Source organism: Streptomyces sp. NBC_00576 (genome assembly GCF_036345175.1).
Lineage (GTDB): Bacteria > Actinomycetota > Actinomycetes > Streptomycetales > Streptomycetaceae > Streptomyces.
Window position 1 is genome coordinate 2,114,257 of record NZ_CP107780.1, and the last position, 16,789, is coordinate 2,131,045.

At 71.0% G+C, this 16,789-nt stretch carries 14 protein-coding genes; 9 read left to right on the forward strand and 5 right to left on the reverse strand.

The features are described from left to right. Positions 1-3: 3 nt before the first annotated feature. The 8 genes from OG734_RS08990 (at position 4) to OG734_RS09025 (ending at position 10,757) form a co-directional block, all read left to right on the forward strand. Positions 4-960, forward strand: a complete 957-nt coding sequence (locus tag OG734_RS08990; protein ID WP_330286946.1) for a carbohydrate ABC transporter permease — start codon at positions 4-6, stop codon at positions 958-960. Next, positions 957-1,838 (forward strand): carbohydrate ABC transporter permease, encoded by an 882-nt coding sequence (locus tag OG734_RS08995; protein ID WP_330286947.1) that lies wholly within the window; start codon positions 957-959, stop codon positions 1,836-1,838. Before OG734_RS08990 ends, OG734_RS08995 begins: the two co-directional genes overlap by 4 nt. Then, positions 1,835-3,247 carry a carboxylesterase family protein gene (locus OG734_RS09000; protein ID WP_330286948.1) on the forward strand — a complete coding sequence of 471 codons (1,413 nt, stop codon included), beginning with the start codon at positions 1,835-1,837 and terminating at the stop codon, positions 3,245-3,247. Before OG734_RS08995 ends, OG734_RS09000 begins: the two co-directional genes overlap by 4 nt. Next, the gene (locus OG734_RS09005) at positions 3,247-4,404 is read left to right on the forward strand and encodes an ROK family transcriptional regulator (RefSeq protein WP_330286949.1); all 1,158 of its coding nucleotides are present in this window, start codon (positions 3,247-3,249) and stop codon (positions 4,402-4,404) included. Before OG734_RS09000 ends, OG734_RS09005 begins: the two co-directional genes overlap by 1 nt. Positions 4,405-4,459: 55 nt before the next feature. Continuing rightward, the gene (locus OG734_RS09010; protein ID WP_330286950.1) at positions 4,460-5,989 is read left to right on the forward strand and encodes a GMC oxidoreductase; all 1,530 of its coding nucleotides are present in this window, start codon (positions 4,460-4,462) and stop codon (positions 5,987-5,989) included. A gap of 40 nt (positions 5,990-6,029) precedes the next feature. Continuing rightward, the gene (locus OG734_RS09015; RefSeq protein ID WP_330286951.1) at positions 6,030-6,638 is read left to right on the forward strand and encodes a nucleoside deaminase; all 609 of its coding nucleotides are present in this window, start codon (positions 6,030-6,032) and stop codon (positions 6,636-6,638) included. After that, the gene (locus OG734_RS09020; RefSeq protein ID WP_330286952.1) at positions 6,635-7,588 is read left to right on the forward strand and encodes a sugar phosphate isomerase/epimerase family protein; all 954 of its coding nucleotides are present in this window, start codon (positions 6,635-6,637) and stop codon (positions 7,586-7,588) included. The genes OG734_RS09015 and OG734_RS09020 overlap by 4 nt, the downstream gene beginning before the upstream one ends. 163 nt (positions 7,589-7,751) lie before the next feature. Beyond that, positions 7,752-10,757, forward strand: coding sequence for an SdrD B-like domain-containing protein (locus tag OG734_RS09025; protein WP_330286953.1), 3,006 nt, complete (start codon positions 7,752-7,754; stop codon positions 10,755-10,757). A 160-nt stretch (positions 10,758-10,917) separates the two neighbouring features. Here OG734_RS09025 and OG734_RS09030 read toward each other — a convergent pair whose 3' ends face one another. From OG734_RS09030 to OG734_RS09050, 5 genes are all read right to left on the reverse strand, one after another. Continuing rightward, positions 10,918-11,526 (reverse strand): hypothetical protein, encoded by a 609-nt coding sequence (locus OG734_RS09030; protein ID WP_330286954.1) that lies wholly within the window; start codon positions 11,524-11,526, stop codon positions 10,918-10,920. 4 nt (positions 11,527-11,530) lie between these two features. Continuing rightward, a complete protein-coding gene (locus OG734_RS09035) occupies positions 11,531-12,403 on the reverse strand; it encodes a carbohydrate ABC transporter permease (RefSeq protein WP_330286955.1) in 873 nt (290 codons plus the stop codon). Further along, a complete protein-coding gene (locus tag OG734_RS09040; RefSeq protein WP_330286956.1) occupies positions 12,400-13,344 on the reverse strand; it encodes a carbohydrate ABC transporter permease in 945 nt (314 codons plus the stop codon). The genes OG734_RS09035 and OG734_RS09040 overlap by 4 nt, the downstream gene beginning before the upstream one ends. Further along, positions 13,341-14,687, reverse strand: coding sequence for an ABC transporter substrate-binding protein (locus OG734_RS09045; protein WP_330286957.1), 1,347 nt, complete (start codon positions 14,685-14,687; stop codon positions 13,341-13,343). The genes OG734_RS09040 and OG734_RS09045 overlap by 4 nt, the downstream gene beginning before the upstream one ends. A gap of 112 nt (positions 14,688-14,799) precedes the next feature. Further along, entirely contained in the window at positions 14,800-16,068 is a 1,269-nt protein-coding gene (locus OG734_RS09050) for a cytochrome P450 (RefSeq protein ID WP_330286958.1), read from the reverse strand. 224 nt (positions 16,069-16,292) lie between these two features. Between OG734_RS09050 and OG734_RS09055 the strand changes: the two genes are divergently transcribed. Then, positions 16,293-16,733, forward strand: a complete 441-nt coding sequence (locus OG734_RS09055) for an SRPBCC family protein (RefSeq protein WP_330286959.1) — start codon at positions 16,293-16,295, stop codon at positions 16,731-16,733. The last annotated feature ends 56 nt before the right edge of the window (positions 16,734-16,789 follow it).

Genomic DNA, 16,789 nt, shown 5'->3' on the forward strand with positions numbered 1-16,789 from the left:
CGGATGACGACCACCATCAGTCCGGGGACGCCTCGCCGGGCGCGCCGCTCCCGAAGCTCCGGGAGTGTGCGGAGTTCCCGAAGCTCCCGGGGTGCCCGCCGAACCGCCGTCGCCTGGCTGTTCCTCGCCCCGTTCGCCGTCGTGTTCCTGCTCTACACGGCGATCCCCACCGTCGCCGCGCTCGGGTTCAGCCTCACCGACCTCCGGGGCGCGGACCTGCGGCATCCGTTCGCGGTCGACTTCACGGGCCTGGAGAACTATCTCCGGCTGTTCCAGGACCAGAGCTTCCTGCGGGACATCCTGAACACCGGCCTCTTCGTGGGCGTCGGGGTTCCGCTGACCATGGGGCTCGGATTCGCGCTGGCCGTCGCGCTGAACTCCGGTATCAGGCGGCTGCGCGGGGTGTTCCGTACGGTCTTCTTCGCGCCGGTGGTCACCAACGTCGTGGCGGTCGCCCTGATCTGGCAGTACGCCTTCAACGCCGACGGCACCGTCAACAAGGTGCTCGGCGCTGTCGGTCTCGCCGGGCCGAACTGGCTGGACGACCAGAACCTGGCGATGCCCGTCGTCATCCTGCTCGGCGTGTGGCGCAACTTCGGCACCGCGATGGTGCTGTTCCTCGCCGGTCTCCAGTCGATTCCGGAGGACGTGTACGAGGCTGCCGCCCTCGACGGGGCGGGCCGCTGGCGCCAGCTGAGGCACATCACCCTGCCCCTGCTGCTGCCGACCACCCTCATGGTCTCGGTCCTGCTGACCGTCTTCTACCTCCAGGTGTTCGACGAGCCGTATCTGCTCACGAACGGCGGCCCGTTGGGCTCCACCGAGTCGATGGCGCTGTACACCTACCGCCAGTTCGGCTCGGGCGAGTTCGGGGTCTCCTCGGCCGCGTCCTTCGTGATGCTGCTGCTCGTGGCCCTGGTGAGCGTCGTCCAGTTCCGACTGCTGAGGTCCCGCTCATGACCACCCTCGCCACGCCGGCGACCGCCCGCCCGGCCACTGCCCGGGCCACCGCGCCCCGCCGGTCCCTCTCCCGGCCGCTGCTGTACGGCGCGCTGGTGCTGTGCGCGCTGCTCACCCTGCTCCCGTTCGTCTGGGTGGCGAGCGGCTCGCTGCGCAGCCTCGACGAGATCCGCTCCGATCCCGGCGCCTGGCTTCCGCACCACGTCACACTCGACAACTTCACCCGGCTGTTCCGGACCGCGGGTTTCGGCCGGTTCCTGGTCAACAGCGTCGTGGTCGCGGGCCTGGTGGTGGCGGGCAACATCGTGGCCGCGTCGGCCGCAGGGTACGCGCTCGCCAAGCTCGACTTCGCGGGCAAGCGGATCGCGTTCGGCGCGGTCATGGCGGCGATGATGGTGCCGCTCAGCACGGTGTTCGTCCCGCAGTTCGTGCTCACCGTGGACATGGGGCTCGCGGACACCCTGACCGGTATCGCCCTGCCCGGCGTGGCGTTGCCGCTGTCGGTGTTCATCATGCGGCAGTACGCGATGTCCGTCCCCGACGAGCTGTTGGAGGCTGCACGCATCGACGGCGCGGGCGAGTTCCGGATCTTCTTCCGCATCTTCCTGCCGCTGGCAGGCCCCGCGGTCGCGACGATCACGATCATGTCGTTCCTCACCTCGTGGAACAACTTCATCTGGCCGCTCATCGTCGCCCAGAGCATGGACACCTACACACTGCCGGTGGGCCTCGCCGCGACCAGCCAGGCAGCCGCCCACGTCACCGATTACGGTCTGCTGCTCGCCGGCGCGATCGTCGTGATGCTGCCGGTACTGGTGCTCTTCCTGTTCCTCCAGCGCTACTTCGTGCAGGGCATCTCCGGATCGGGAATGCGATGACCCACATCACCGTGCACGCCCCCGCCGGCCCGGTCGTCGGCCGTCGCACCGGCCCCGTACAGCGCTTCCTCGGCATCCCGTACGCCCAACCACCCACCGGTGTACGGCGGTTCGCGGCGCCGGTCCGACGCGGCCGGTTCCCGGAGCCGTTCGACGCGTCCCGGCACGGGCCGACCTCCCAACGTGTGCCCCTGTTTCCCACGACCACGGTGCCGGAACCGTCGGTGCCCGGCGACGACATCCTGAATCTCTCCGTCGTCGCTCCCGCCCCCGTCGACGGACAGGCGGCGCCCTGCCCGGTCCTGGTGTGGATCCACGGCGGCGGCTTCCTCGCGGGCAGCCCGGCGAGTCCGTGGTACGACGGCCGTTCCTTCGCACGGGGCGGCGTCGTCTGCGTCACCGTCGGCTACCGGCTGGGCGTCGACGGATTCGCCCCGCTGGACGACGTACCCACCAATCTCGGGCTGCGCGACATCCTGCTCGCGCTCGACTGGGTCCAGGAGAACATCGCCGCGTTCGGCGGTGATCCGGGCCGGGTCACCCTCGCCGGTCAGTCGGCCGGGGGCGCCGCGGTGCTCGCGCTGCTGTCGTCGCCCGCCGCGAGCAGTCTCTTCCAGCGGGCGGTGAGCCTCTCCGGCGGCCTCTTCGACGGGGACGGGTACGCGGCCCGCCACTTCGTCGGGCGGCTCGGGGAGCGGCTGGGCGTGCCGCCCACGCGCGCCGGGTTCGGCGACCGTACCGTGCAGCGACTCCAGGGTGCCGTTCTCGCGCTGCGGGACGAACTCGGCGCCGACATACTCCCGTTGGGCCCGATCATCGGCGACGACATCCTGCCGGTTTCCGTCGCCGACGGACTCGCCGGGCACGGACACGACGTACCTCTGCTGCTCGGCGCGACGGGCGACGAGTTCGATTGCGGTGCCGCGCCCGAGAACCCGCATCCGAGTCCGTACAGGCCCGCCGAACTCGTCGCCGCCCGCGCGGCGGGCACCCGGGTGACGGACACCCTGTTCCGGGCCGCCTGCCCGCGCGTGGCGGGCGCGCGGCGCGACGCCGACGCAGGTACCTGGCTGTACTCCTTCGAGTGGCCGTCCCCCGTGCTCGGCGGCGCCGCGCACTGCGTCGACCTCCCGTTCTTCTTCGACCTGCTCGACGCACCGGGCGGCGCGGAGGCGCTCGGACCGTATCCGCCCGTGGAGTTGGCCGCGGCGATGCACGCCGATCTGTCCGGCTTCGTCCACGGCCGGGAGCCGGACTGGGCGCGGGCGACCGGCGGGCCCGGTGATCCGGCGCGCGAGTACGGCCGGTCCGGCGCGGCCCTCGTGGCCGACACCTCAGGCGTGTTCGATCCCGTCGTACGAACCGAACCGTCCGTACGGGCGGTGTCCGGGGTGGTGGAGGCATGCTGATGTCCGGGGTGAGCGGCATGAACGGGATGAACCAGAGCGCTGTCCGACGCGTCAACACCTCGGTGATCCTGCGGGCGTTGGCGGTGTCGGCCGAGCCGATGACGTTGACCGTGCTCGCCGAGCGGGCCGGTCTCTCGCGGCGCACCATAGAAATCGTCCTGGACTCGCTCGTCGAGGCGGGCTGGGTGACGGAGCTGGCGCGGGTGCCGACCAGCGGCTGTGCGGGGCGTCCCGCCCGACGGTACGAACTGCGGGCGGAACACGCCCTGTTGGCGGCCGTGCACTTCACCACCTCGGACGCGTCCGCGGCTGTCGCCGATGTCCGGGGCCGCGTCCTCGGACGTGCGCACCGGCCGCTGCGCGCCTACCAGGATCCGCAGGCCACGCTGGACGACATGGCCGCGCTGGTGCGGGAGGCGCTCGACGACGCGGGTGGGTCGGCGGACCGGCTGCGGGCCGGTGCGGTCGCGAGCGGCGGTGCCATCGACGACGACGGAGTCATCCGGCGCCTGGTGCACACGACCCGATGGGAAGGCGTGCGCCTGCCCGACGAACTCACGCGGCGCGTCCGGGTGCCCTGGTTCGCGGACAACGACTCCAACCTCGGTGCGCTCGCGGAGCGTTGGCGGGGCGCGGCAGGCGACCACGACAACGTCGTATGGGCGGTGCTCGGGAACCGGACCGGCCTCGGGATCCTCATCCGGGGTGAGGTGCACCGTGGTGTCGACGGCGCCGCGGGCGAGATAGTCGAGGCGGCCTCGATACCGGCCGGCTCGGTCGAGAACCGCCCGGTGGCGTGGCTCACCTCACCGGAACCGGCCAGGCGCACGCTCGCACTAGGTCGGTTCGAGGCGGCCCGCGAGGGTGACGCCACCGCGCTCGCCGAGGTCGACGAGCTCGTGGAGAACATCGCGTCGATCCTCACGACCCTGTCGTGGACCATCGCGCCGTCCCTCATCGTGCTCGGCGGCGGCCTGGAGGACGCGGCCGACGTGCTGCTGCCCCGGGTACAGGCGGCGCTGCGCCGTGCCCGCACCCCGGCCGTCGAACTGCGTGCCACGCTCCTGGGCCGCGACGCCCCCCTCGTCGGCGCCGTCAAGCTGGCCCTCGACCGGATGGACACCGAGCTGTTCGGCCCGCTCATCCCCCGTGTGTGACCCCTCCCAGCGCCAACAGCGGTACAAGACGCGGTACAAGACATGGAGTTTCACTGTGACCGACACCCCCCACACCGATGTCCTTGTCGTCGGCAGCGGCATCATGGGAGCCGCCGTGGCCCGGCTGCTGCGGGACACCGACCCGGCGCTGCGCATCACGATGGTCGACGGCGGCGAGGCGATCGGTACGGCACCCGGGGTGCACCTGCACGACGTCGACGACCCCGTCCTGTGGGAGCGCTACAACGACCGGGTCACCACCGGCATCCAGGGCATGTACACGGGCGCCGAGGTGGTACGCGAGGTGGCGGACGGCCTCGACGGGCTGACGCCGGGCATGTTCCACGCGCTGGCCTTCGGCGAGGACGCCGAGGCGATGCCCGCGACGGCGCTCGCGTGGAACGCGGGCGGCATGGGTGTGCACTGGACGGCCGCGACGCCGTGGCCCGCCGGCTCCGAGGTGTTCGACTTCGGCGACCCGGCCGGCTGGGCGGCGGACCTGGACACCGCGCGCCGGATACTCGCCGTCACGCCCGCCCCGATCGGCCCCACCGAGGTCGGCGAGCTGGTCCTCGACGTACTGCGCCGCCGCTACGACGGTGCCGGACCGCACGACCGGCGACCGCAGCCCATGCCCATGGCGGTCACCGCGACGGCCTCGGGCCCGCTGCCACGCACCGCCCCGGGCACGATCTTCCCCGCGCTCGCGGCGGGCGGCGACCCCGAGTTCACCCTGGTCACCGGCACACTCGCGACCTCGCTCATCGTGTCGTCGGACGGCCGGGTCGCCGGCGCCCGGCTGCGGCGCGTCGCCGACGGCGCCGAGTCCGAACTGCGCGCCGACACCGTGGTGGTGTGCGCCGACGCCCTGCGCACCCCGCAGCTGCTGTTCGCCTCGGGCATCCGGCCCGACGCGCTGGGGGGGTATCTCAACGAGCACGCGTTCGTCACCGCCCGGGTACTGCTCGACCTCGACCGGTTCGGCATCGCCCTCGACACCCTGCCGCTCCCGCGCGCCGGCGAGTTCTGCACGGACTCGCTGTGGCTGCCGCAGAACGGCGCGGCGCAGCCGTTCCACGGTCAGATCATGAACAGGACGTACGTGGACGACGACGGCCGCCCCCTCGCGCACTCCGTGGGCCTCGCGCTGTACGTCCCCGTCCAGTCGCGCCCCGAGAACCGGCTCGTGTTCTCGGAGTCGGACACCGACCTCGCTGGACTGCCTCGGATCGGCGTCGAGTTCGACTACGCCGACGCCGACCGGGCACTCGTCCGACGCGCGCTGGACGAAGTCCGGGTGATCGCCGAGGAGTTCGGCCCGTTCGATCCGGCGACCGAGTCGGCGCTGCTGCCGCCCGGTTCGTCGCTGCATCTGACGGGCACCGTCCGCTGCGGTGCGGCCGACGACGGCACGAGCGTGTGCGGACCGGACGGCAGAGTGTGGGGCTTCGACAACCTGTACCTCGCCGGCAACGGCGTGATCCCCACCCCGATGGCGGCCAACGTCACGCTGACGGGCGCGGTGACGGCCGTACGGGCGGCCCGCGCTGTCGCCGAACACCGTGCCGCGCTTGCCGCGCACTGAACCTCCGCCGAACCTCTTTACTTTGCAAGGGAGTTGGAACGTGATCGACATCGCGAAGGAATACCGGGTGGCGCTGCCGGCCTGGATCGACGACGAGTTGGCTCAGGTGCCTCCCGTCATCCCGGACCGCGACGACCGGATGCGCCTCGTGCACCGCCTGGCGGACCGCAACTGGCGTGAGGGCAACGGGGGTCCGTTCGCGGCGCTCGTCGCCGAACAGGACACGGGCCGGATCGTCTCGGTCGGGGTGAACGTCGTCCTCGCCTCCGGTGTCTCCAGCGCGCATGCCGAGGTCGTGGCGCTCGGCCTGGCCCAGACGGCGGTCGGCGGCTGGGACCTGGGCGGCGACGGGCTGCCGGCGCACGAGCTGGTCGTCAACTGGCGTCCGTGCGTGCAGTGTTACGGCGCGACCATGTGGTCCGGGGTGCGCGGTCTCGTGGTCGCGGGCGAGGGGCCGGAACTGGAGGAGATCACCACGTTCGACGAGGGCCCGCTGGGCGCGGACTGGGCCGAGCAGTTCGAGACCCGCGGCATCAAGGTCGCAGGGGACGTGCTGAGGGAGGAGGCACTCACCGTGTTCCGCAACTACCGCAACGCGGTCGACGCCGACGATGTCGTCGTCTACAACGCGCGCGGGGGTGCCGAGTGACCCTGCCGACCGACAGCGCCGAACCGCGCTTCGCCACCGACGTCATCACCTTCTACCATCCGGCGTTCTGGGGCCTTGAATCCCCGGACGCCGTACGGGAGTTGGCTCTCGCAGATCCCGGCGGTTTCTGGGGGCGGGTACTGGACGCGCTGGCCGAGGCCGGCGTCACCGGCATCGAGCTGACCTTCGCGCCCGGCGACATCGAGTCGGCCCTGCGCGCCTTCGGCAGCGCGTCCTCGTTCCGGCGCGCGCTTCAGGCCCGGGGCGTGAGCGTCGTGGGCGCCTTCGTCGCCGGGAGCGACGCACCCGACTGGCGCCACGGCGACAACCTGGCCGCGATCGTCGCCGACGCCGAGCGACGCGCGGCCTTCCTCGCCGACGTCGGGGCGGACCTCCTCGTCACCGGGCTGCCCATGCGCACGACCTTCGGGACGCGTCCGCCCTTCTTCGTCGACGCCGCGTACATGTCCCGGATGGCCGACATCGCCCACGCGGTCGGTGACGCGGTCGCCCGGCACGGCGTGCGGCTCGCCTTCCACACGGAGTCCAACAGCACGCTCTGGTACGAGCGGGACATCGACCTGTTCATGGCGCTGACCGACCCGCGCTATGTGTGGCTGTGCCCCGACTCGTGCCACATCGCGCTCGGCGGCGGGGACCCGGTGGCCGTCGCGCGTCGCCACGCGCAGCGGATCGCGCTGGCGCACTGGAAGGACGCGGTCCGGCCGATCGACGTCGAACTCGTCATCGACGACACGGTCTTCACCCAGCAGCAGCCGTACATGACCGAACTGGGCACGGGCATCGTGGACTGGCGTGGCTGGGCGGACGCGATGTCCCGCACGCCCGGCGCCGGCACGGTGCTCATCGAACTGGACGAGGCGCCTGACCCCGTGGCAGCACTCCGGGCGGGGGTGGCCGTCGCACGGCGGGCGCGGGCGCGTGCGTGAGAAGCACCCACCCGGCTGGTCCGATAATCCGCTGTTTCCTCCTAACGGGTCGATTTGATCATCTTCACCGTTCCTATACATAGCTTGATGGGGGTGTTTCGTTCCACGAGACGAGGACACAGTGTTCAGAGCAGAACCAGGCACCGCCGCCTCGCTCCGGCGCGTGCACGTCGCTCCGCCGGGCCGGCGGAGACGGCTGACCAGCCTGACCGGCCTGACCGGCCTGAGTCTCGCGCTGGTCGCGGCCGGTTCACCCGCCGCCGCCGTCACCGGGCTCGGCCCGCTCGCCGTGACCACGCGGGCCGCCGCTCCCGGCGACGGCACCGTGACCGTACGGGTCGTCACCGAGGTGGACGCGGACGGCGCCTACGACCGCATGCTGGAGCCGGGCCTCGCCGGCGTCAAGGTCAGCCTGACGGACGACGCCGGCACCGTCCGGAACCTGACGACCGGCGCCGGCGGCACCGTCACCTTCACCGCCACGTCCGAGCTCACCGGCGGCAAGTACCGCGTCCAGGTCACCAACCCGGATCCCGGCAACCTCTCCCCCGCCGTCGCGGGCCTGGGCACGGGCTCCGATGTCATCCGCGGCAACATCGGCTTCGTCGACGTGTCCGGCGGTACGAACGTCACGTACACCACCGGTTTCTGGGAGCCCGGCGTCTACTGCCAGGAGAACCCCGACCTGGTCAGCTGCAACCTCGCCAAGGGCGACGCCCCCAACACGTACAAGGGTCTGGTGTCCTTCAGCGGGGGCTTCACGGGCGCCTCCCCCGACACGGGTGTCACCCAACTGACCGACAACACGAAGCAGCAGGCCGTGTTCGGCATCGGCGTGGACCGCACCGGCAACAAGTACCTGGGCACACTCGTCAAGCGGCACACGGCCTACGGCCCGGCGGGCAACACCAACACGATCTACCGCCAGTTCGGCGCCGACACCACCGTCGCCCCCTTCGTCACGTTGCCCGGCACGCTCACCGCGCACGAGACAGGCGACAACTGGCTGCACGACAACGCCGTCTACGGCAGGGTCGGCCGCGAGGGCATCGGCGACGTCGACGTGTCCGGCGACGGCAGAACGCTGTACGCGGTCAACATCAGCGAGACCAAGCTGTACGGCGTGGCCATCCAGGGCTCCGGCAACACCGTCACGCCCGGCACACGGACGGGGTACGACATCCCGAGGCCAAAGGCCTGCGTCGGCGAGTGGCACCCGTACGGCATCGGCGTGCGCGGCGGGCGCGTGCTGGTGGGCGGGGTGTGCGGCGCCGAGACGAGCGTCACCACGCACGTCCCCTGGGGCGACCCGACGCAACTCAGCGCGCACGTCTACGAGTTCAGGAACAGCGCGTTCGACGAGATCTTCACGCACACGCTGAACCATCCGCGCGGGTGCGCCTATCGGTTCACCAAGCCGCCCGCCGGCCCCCGCTGCACGGGCAAGACGACGGTGGGCGCCGAGATGAGTGCCGCGTGGGAGGCCTGGAACGAGCGGGTCCCGAAGGCCGAGCAGCACTACCTCATCTCCGCGCCGCAACCCATCCTGTCCAACATCGAGATCGCCGACAACGGTGACCTGGTGCTCGGCTACCGCGACCGCTTCGGCGACATGACGGGTACCGCGACGTTCGCCCACAACTCCACGCAGAATCCGCTGGTCACCGGCGTCGCCGCCGGTGACGTACTGCGCGCCTGCAAGTCGGGAACGACGTACACGCTGGAGAACAACGGCTCCTGCGGCTCACTGACCGGCAATCTGCCGCGCAACGGCGAGGGTCCGGGCGGCGGCGAGTTCTACGACGACTCCACCGCACTCGACGACGCGTTCCACGACCAGGTCGGCGAGGGCGCCACGGCACTCCAGCCGTACCGCGACAAACTGTGGGGCACGGTATACGACCCGTACAGCGCCTTCCAGCAGGGCGTTCGCAGCCGGACCGTGAACAACGGCGCGGTCCAGGGCAACCTGCTCATCCAGCCGACCTGGAACAGCGATCTCGCCCTCCGCCAGAACCTCTTCGGCAAGGCCAACGGTCTCGCCGACCTGGAACTCGTCTGCGACCAGGCGCCCGTCCAGATCGGCAACCGGGTCTGGTACGACTCGAACGGCAACGGCGTCCAGGATCCGTCCGAGCCGCCGGTCGCGGGCGTCGTCGTCACGCTGACCCCGCCGACCGGCACAGCGCTGACCGCCACGACCGATGCGAACGGCGAGTACTACCTGGGCACGAAGGACGGCCTGACGCCGAACACGACGTACGCCGCCACCTTCGACCACAGTGGCATCGCCCCGTCGACGCTGCCCGGCTCCCCGACCATGGCGGAGCTGAAGTGGACCCAGGAGCATGCCGGTTCCGACCGCGCGCTCGGCTCGAACGTCGACTCGGCGGGCGGGACCAGGGTGGCCGTCGGCGACCCCGGCGACGTCAACCACACGATCGCCGCGGGTCTGGTCGGTCCGGTCAACAAGCTGGGCGACCGCGTCTGGTACGACACCGACGGCAACGGCGTCCAGGACCCGGGCGAGCCCGGTGCGCAGGACGTCCCGGTCGAGTTGACCGACCCCGTCACAGGTGACGTACTCAGGACGGCCAGGACGGACGCGAGCGGGCACTACCTGTTCCCGGACCTGCCCGACGGGCGCTACATGGTCTGCTTCCGCGGCCCGCGCGGCTACCTCTGGACCAGACAGAACGCGGGCGCCACGGATGACGACTCGGTCGTCGACCCGACCAGCGGCTGCTCCCCGGTGGTCACCCTCGGCGCGGGCAACCGTACAGACCTCACCCTCGAAGCGGGCCTGGTCGGGGAGTTGGGGCTGACGGTCGTCAGGACCGACCGGAAGACCGGCGAGCCGCTGCAGGGGGCGGTCTTCCAGCTGTGGCTCGACAGCAACGACAAGCCCGGTCTCCAGCGCCAGGGCGCGGGCCGGGACCGGATGGCCGGCGACTGTGTCACCGGCCGGACGGGCAGGTGCTCCTTCGACGACAACCGGATCGGCACGTACTACCTCGTGGAGATGGACGTCCCCGAGGGCCATGTCCTCCCCCAGAACCCGGTCTTCGGCCCGTACCTGCTGACCCTGGCGAACGGCACGGCCACCGACGGGCTGGTCGTGGAGATCGCCGACGAGCAGGGTGAGCCGTGCAAGGACACCACGTGCTGACGCCCTGCCCAGCGGGATGACGGCCGCGCACCCGGGAGGGTGACGCGGGGCGGGCCGCGTACCGGTGTCGACCGGTACGCGGCCCGCCCGTATGAAGAGACGTCCCATGCGACGCATCAGGATCGGCACGACCGAGAAGACGCGAGATGCCGCAGAACGCTCAGCCCGAGCGGGTGCGCGCGACGCCCCGTACGTCGATCGCCGTGACCGCCATCGCCAGGGGCCCCGGCGCCAGGAACGCGAGCGGGAGCAGCGTCCAGGCGCACAGGGCGGCGGTCGCCAGGGCGAGCAGGACGAGGGCGCTGCCGCCCGGGTCGTGTGCGGTGTCCCGGGCCGCGTGGCGTACGGCGGCCGGCCAGTCGGTGAGCGACTCGGGGCGTCCGCAGGCACGCAGGCCGGTCACAGCCGCGTACGCGCCGATCGCGGCGGCGACGGCCGCGAAGGCCGGGCCGCCCGGCAGGCCGGTGCGGGCGAGCGCCAGGTCGGCGAGCACCAGCAGGACGCCCGCCACGGCGGCGAGCCCGGCAGCCAGGTCACCGACGCGCAGTCGCTGCCGCAGGAGGCGGAAGTAGCGTCCGGCGGTGGCCGGGCGGTCCTCCCGGGTACCGCGCAGGATCTCGCAGGCCGTGGAGAGCGCGGCCGGGGCGGTCAGCAGCGGCAGGCTCGCCACCGCCGTGGCGAGGCCGACGCTGAGGACGTCCGCGAAGAGGGTCATGCGCGGGCCGAAGATCTCGCCCGGCTCACGGGTCGTACCGCGTATACCGCTCATCGGTTCACCCCTTGATCCCGGAATTGGCCATGCCCTCCACCAGGAACCGCTGGAAGGCGAGGAAGAACAGGACGATCGGCAGCAGCGCGATCACCGACATGGCGAACATCGGTCCGAAGGCGGACGTGCTGGACGCGTCCACGAACGACCTGAGCGCCAGGGTGAGCGTGAACTTGTCCGGCGAGAAGAGATAGATCAGCTGGGTGAAGAAGTCGTTCCAGGTCCAGATGAAGGTGAAGATCGCGGTGGTGATCAGCGCCGGGCGGGTGAGGGGGAGGATCACCAGGAAGAAGGAGCGGAACGGGCCGCAGCCGTCGATGCGCGCCGCCTCCTCCAGCTCCCTCGGCAGTCCGCGCATGAACTGCACGATCAGGAAGACGAAGAACGCCTCCGTGGCAAGGAACTTGGGCAGGATCAGCGGCCAGTAGGTGTTCACCATGCCGAGCTGGTTGAAGATGATGTACTGCGGGATCAGCACCGCGTGATGCGGCAGCATGATCGTCGCGATCATGAATGCGAACAGCGGGCCCCGGAAGCGGAACCGCAGACGCGCGAAGGCGTAGGCCGCCAGGGAGCAGCTGAGTACGTTGCCGAGGACCGCGCCGCCCGCGATCAACAGGGAGTTGGTGAGCAGGCGCCAGACGGAGACGTCGTTCACGCCGTCGAGGGCGGTCTTGTAGTTGGACCACTCCAGGTGGCTCGGCAGCAGGTCGAGGCTGGCGATGACCTCGTTCGCCGGCTTGAGGGAGGTCGACAGCAGCCAGGCCAGCGGGTAGAGCATGACGAGGAGCGCGGCCAGACAGCCGAGGTGCAGGGCGATCCGGCGCCAGGCAACGGGCTTGCGTACGCCGGGAGTTGGGGCCGCGGTGGTCGTCATCGGACGCCCCCTTCGGTGTCGGAGGCGTAGAAGACCCAGGAGCGTGAGGTCCGGAACAGTACGGCGGTGACTGCACCGATGACGATCAGCAGTACCCAGGCCATCGCGGACGCGTAGCCCATGTGGGAGGCGACGAAGCCCCGGTCGTAGAGGTAGAGCGTGTAGAAGAGGGTGGAGTCGGCCGGGCCGCCCTTGCCGCCGCTCACCGCGAAGGCGGGGGTGAAGACCTGGAAGGCCTGGATCGTCTGGAGGACCAGGTTGAAGAAGATCACCGGGGACAGCATCGGCACGGTGATGGAGAGGAACTGGCGCCATCTGCTCGCGCCGTCCACCTCGGCGGCCTCGTACAACTCCCCTGGGATCTGCTGGAGTCCGGCGAGGAAGATGACCATCGGCGCGCCGAACTGCCACACCGTCAGCAGGGCCACGGTGACGAGCGCCCAGCCCGGCTTGAAGATCCAGCCGCCGGTGCCGAAGAGGTTGTCGACGGTGCCGCCCTCGTTGAACAGTGCCCGCCAGACGAGGGCCACGGACATCGAGGCGCCGAGGAGGGAGGGGGCGTAGAAGGCGGAGCGGTAGAAGGCCCGGCCGCGTTTCATGTTCTTCAGGGCGAGGGCGACGACGAGCGCGAGTCCGAGCTGGAGCGGGACCGCGATGACGACGTACATGAGGGTCGCGCCCACCGACCGCCAGTAGCGTGGGTCCTCGGTGAACATCTGCGTGTAGTTGCGCAGGCCCACCCACTTCGGCGAGTTGAACAGGTCGTAGTCGGTGAAGGAGAGATAGAGCGAGACGGCCATGGGGAGCAGGGTGAGCACGCAGGCGCCCAGCACCCACGGGGACAGGAACACCCAGGCGGCGCCCTCGCGTTGGCGCCCCGGCCGCTTCACGGGAGTGGTCTTCTCGGTGCGGGCTGGGGCCGGTATCTCGGTGGTGGTCATGACCTCAGCTCCGCCTTCGCCTCGGTGACGTAGTCCTGGGCCGCCTCGCGGGGTGACATGCGTTCGTACGACACCTGGTCGTAGTCGCGCTGGAAGGTGGTCTGCAGGGCGCTGTCACCCGAAGGGGGCGCCTGGGGCGGGGTGTTGAGCTTTCCTTCGAGGGTGGCCTGGTAGGCGTAGATCGTCTTGTCGAAGTCCTTCAGCTTCGGGGCGAGTTCCTCGCGGATCGACTCGTTGACGGGGATGCCCCGGGTCGCACCGAGGATCGCCGCGGCCTCGCGGTCGTTGAGCATGAAGTCGATGAGCTGGGCGGCCTGTTCGGGGCTGCCGGTGTCGGCGGCGATGCCCATGAACATGGAGGGCTTGAAGTACTGGCCGGGGGTGCCGTCCGCGCCCGACGGCATGGGGGCGAGGGCGATGCCGTCCGGGATCAGGGCGAGGTATCCGCTGGCCGGGGCGTCCCAGTTCATGTCGGAGAAGGCGGTCCGACGGCCGAGCGGGGTGTTCTCGACCGAGCCGTCGATCTGGGTGGTCTGCTCGGCGGGCGAGACGACACCCTCCCGGCGAAGCTTGTCGGAGAAGGTCCACCAGCGGGTCAAGTCGTCGGCGGTGAAGCCGAGTTCATGGCTCTTGGTGTAGAGGGCCTTGCCCTGGCCGCGCAGCCACACCTCGAAGGCGTCCTCGCTGTGCCCGGGGTCGGTGCCGCCGGGCTTGCCGGTCTTCTCCTTCAACACCCGCATGGCGTCGGCCCATTGGTCCCAGGTCCAGCCGCCGTCCGAGGCGTCGGCGGGCGGCTCCAGGCCGGCTCCCTTCCACTGCGTGGGGTCGTAGACGACGGTCTCGGTGCCGCGTCCCTGCGGGACGGCGTACTGCTTGCCGTTCAGTTTGCCGGTGGCGAGCAGTCCTGGCTCGAACTCCCCCGTTTTCAGGGCGTTCTGCTGTGTGCCGAGGTCGAGGAGGACGCCTCCCGAGGCGTACTGGTCGATCATCCGGTAGTCGAGCTGCATGACGTCGGGGGCGTCGCCGCCGGCCGCTTGGGTCGCCAGTTTCTGCTTGTAGGCGTCGTATCCGGCGAACGAGGTCTGTACGTCGACGTCCGGATGCTTCTTCTCGAAGAGGTCGACCGCCGACTGGGTCCTGGCCGCCCGGTCCGGGTTGCCCCACCAGGTGTAGCGCAGGACGACCTTGCCGCCCGCGCTCGTCGAACCGTCCGTGCCGGAGCAGGCGGTGAGTACGGCACCGAGAGCGAGACCCGCCGCGGTGACGGCGACGCCCGTGCGGGACCGCCGGGACCTTCGGAAGCTCCAAGGCCTCCAGGACTCCTTTGTCCTGTTTCCGGGCATGAGTGGGTCACCTCTTTCGCTAGAAAGCGCTTCCACCCCCCTCGCACGACCCTAGGGAAGGTCCGGATGTCAGAACAAGACCCCTGCACCGCATGGACGGTCCGGCCGCCCGTCACCAGGTCAGGTGAAGGCTCTCCGGGGAGCGGTGGATCATCGTCGGGCGCATGGTGACCGGATGGTCCTCGGCCAGTCGTAGGCCCGGCAGGCGGCTGGTCAACTCCTGCAGCGTGAGGCGGAGTTGTTCGCGGGCGAGCTGGGAGCCGGGGCAGGCGTGGGCGCCGAAGCCGAAGGCGAGGTGCCGGACCGGGGTGCGGGTGATGTCGAACTCGTCCGGGCCCGGGTGCCGCTCACCGTCCCGGTTGGCGGCGCCGAAGGCGACGAACAGCGTTGCCCCGGCGGGGAGTTCGGTGCCCGCGAGGGTGACCGGCCGGGTGGTGACACGGCGGAATCCCTGGAGCGCCGTGTCGTACCGGGCGGCCTCCTCCACGGCAGCCGGGATGCGGTCCGGTTCCGCGCACAGCAGCTCCCACTGGTCCGGGTGCCGGAGCAGATGGAGGACCGTCGTGCCGATGAGCGCGGTGGTGGTGAGGTGGCCGGCGATCAGCAGGTTCTGGAGGTGGGAGACGGCCTCATGGCGCTGGTCGAGGGTGAGTTCGGCGCCGCCGTCGGCGGCAGCAGCATCGGCGTCTCCGGGGTGGGTGACGGACGCGACGATGTCCGTGCAGAGGTCCTCGCGGGGTTCGGCGTGCCGGTCGCGGGCGTACCGGTCGAGGATGTGCTGCGTCGCCACCATGTCCTGGGCGACGGCGATCTGCTCGTCCTCCGGCAGGGGACGGAAGAGGAGCTCCTCGGCCCGGTAGCCGCCGTGCACGACGGCCGGTATGTCGGCGGGGGCGAGTCCGACGATCCTGCCGATGACGTCTCCGGGCAGACGGCGGGCGTACGCGGACATCAACTCGACGTGCCCGGGCTTGCCTTGAACCTGCTCACCGTTCACGAACGCGTCGACCAGGGCGGCGGCGCGCTCGGCTGCGTACGGCAGGACCGCGGCGACCCGGGCGGGCGAGAGGCCCTTGACGATCGGGGCCCGCAGTTCCTGGTGCTGGGCGCCGTCCGCGCCGACGACCACGGGCCGCCCGCCGAAGCCGCCGCCCAGCACGGCGAACGCGGCGGGCGACGGCATGACGTCGGGGCGCAGCGCACCGGCCGACGAGAAGTCCCCGGCGCGGCGCAGCACTTCGCGTACGTCGGCGTCCCGGGCGACCAGCCAGGCGTCGAGTTCGGGGACGAAGGTCAGCCCCTGGGCGTCACGGGCGCGGGCGTAGTGGGGATAGGGGTCGCTCTGCAACTCGTCGAGTCTGTCGTGCGGTTGACTGTCCACGCGGTGCCCTTCGGCCTGGGTGCGGTGCGGGTCATTGTCACGAGGTCGCGCCCATGCTGCCGTACACGGTGCGGGGGCGGAAGCGGTCTTCGGGGCACAACCTCGTCGTGGGCCCCACTCCCACCGCGGTTCTTGTGCGAGTCGCACAAGAAGTCGCACAAGAACAGGGGCGACAGAACCCCGGAACGTGCCGTGCCGCCCCTCGGGTTCCCTACGATCGTGCCGTGGTCAACTTCCTCCTCGAACGCACGGTGCCGCTCCCCCTCGACGAGGCCTGGCGCCGGCTCACGGAGTGGCCCCGCCACGCATCCGTGGTCCCCCTCACCCGCGTCACGCTGCTCACCGACCCGCCGACCCGCCAGGGCACCGTGTTCGTCGCCCGCTCGGGGATCGGCCCCCTCGCCTTCGACGACCGTATGGAGGTCACCGTCTGGCGGCCCCCGACGGACGACGCCCCGGGTCTCGTCCGCCTGGAGAAACGCGGCCGGGTCGTCCTGGGCTGGGCGGAGATCGAGGTGGGCCCGGGCCCGGGCGGCCGCTCGCGGGTGGTCTGGCGCGAGGAGTTGCGCGTACGCCTGCTGCCGTCGCTGTTCGACCGCCTGCTCGGGGTGGCGGCGCGGTATGTGTTCGGGCGGGCGGTGAACCGGCTGCTGAGGATGGGGTGACCCTCGGCATCGACGATGCCGGCCTCGCCCCGGTGCTACTCGCCTGCTCCAACGAC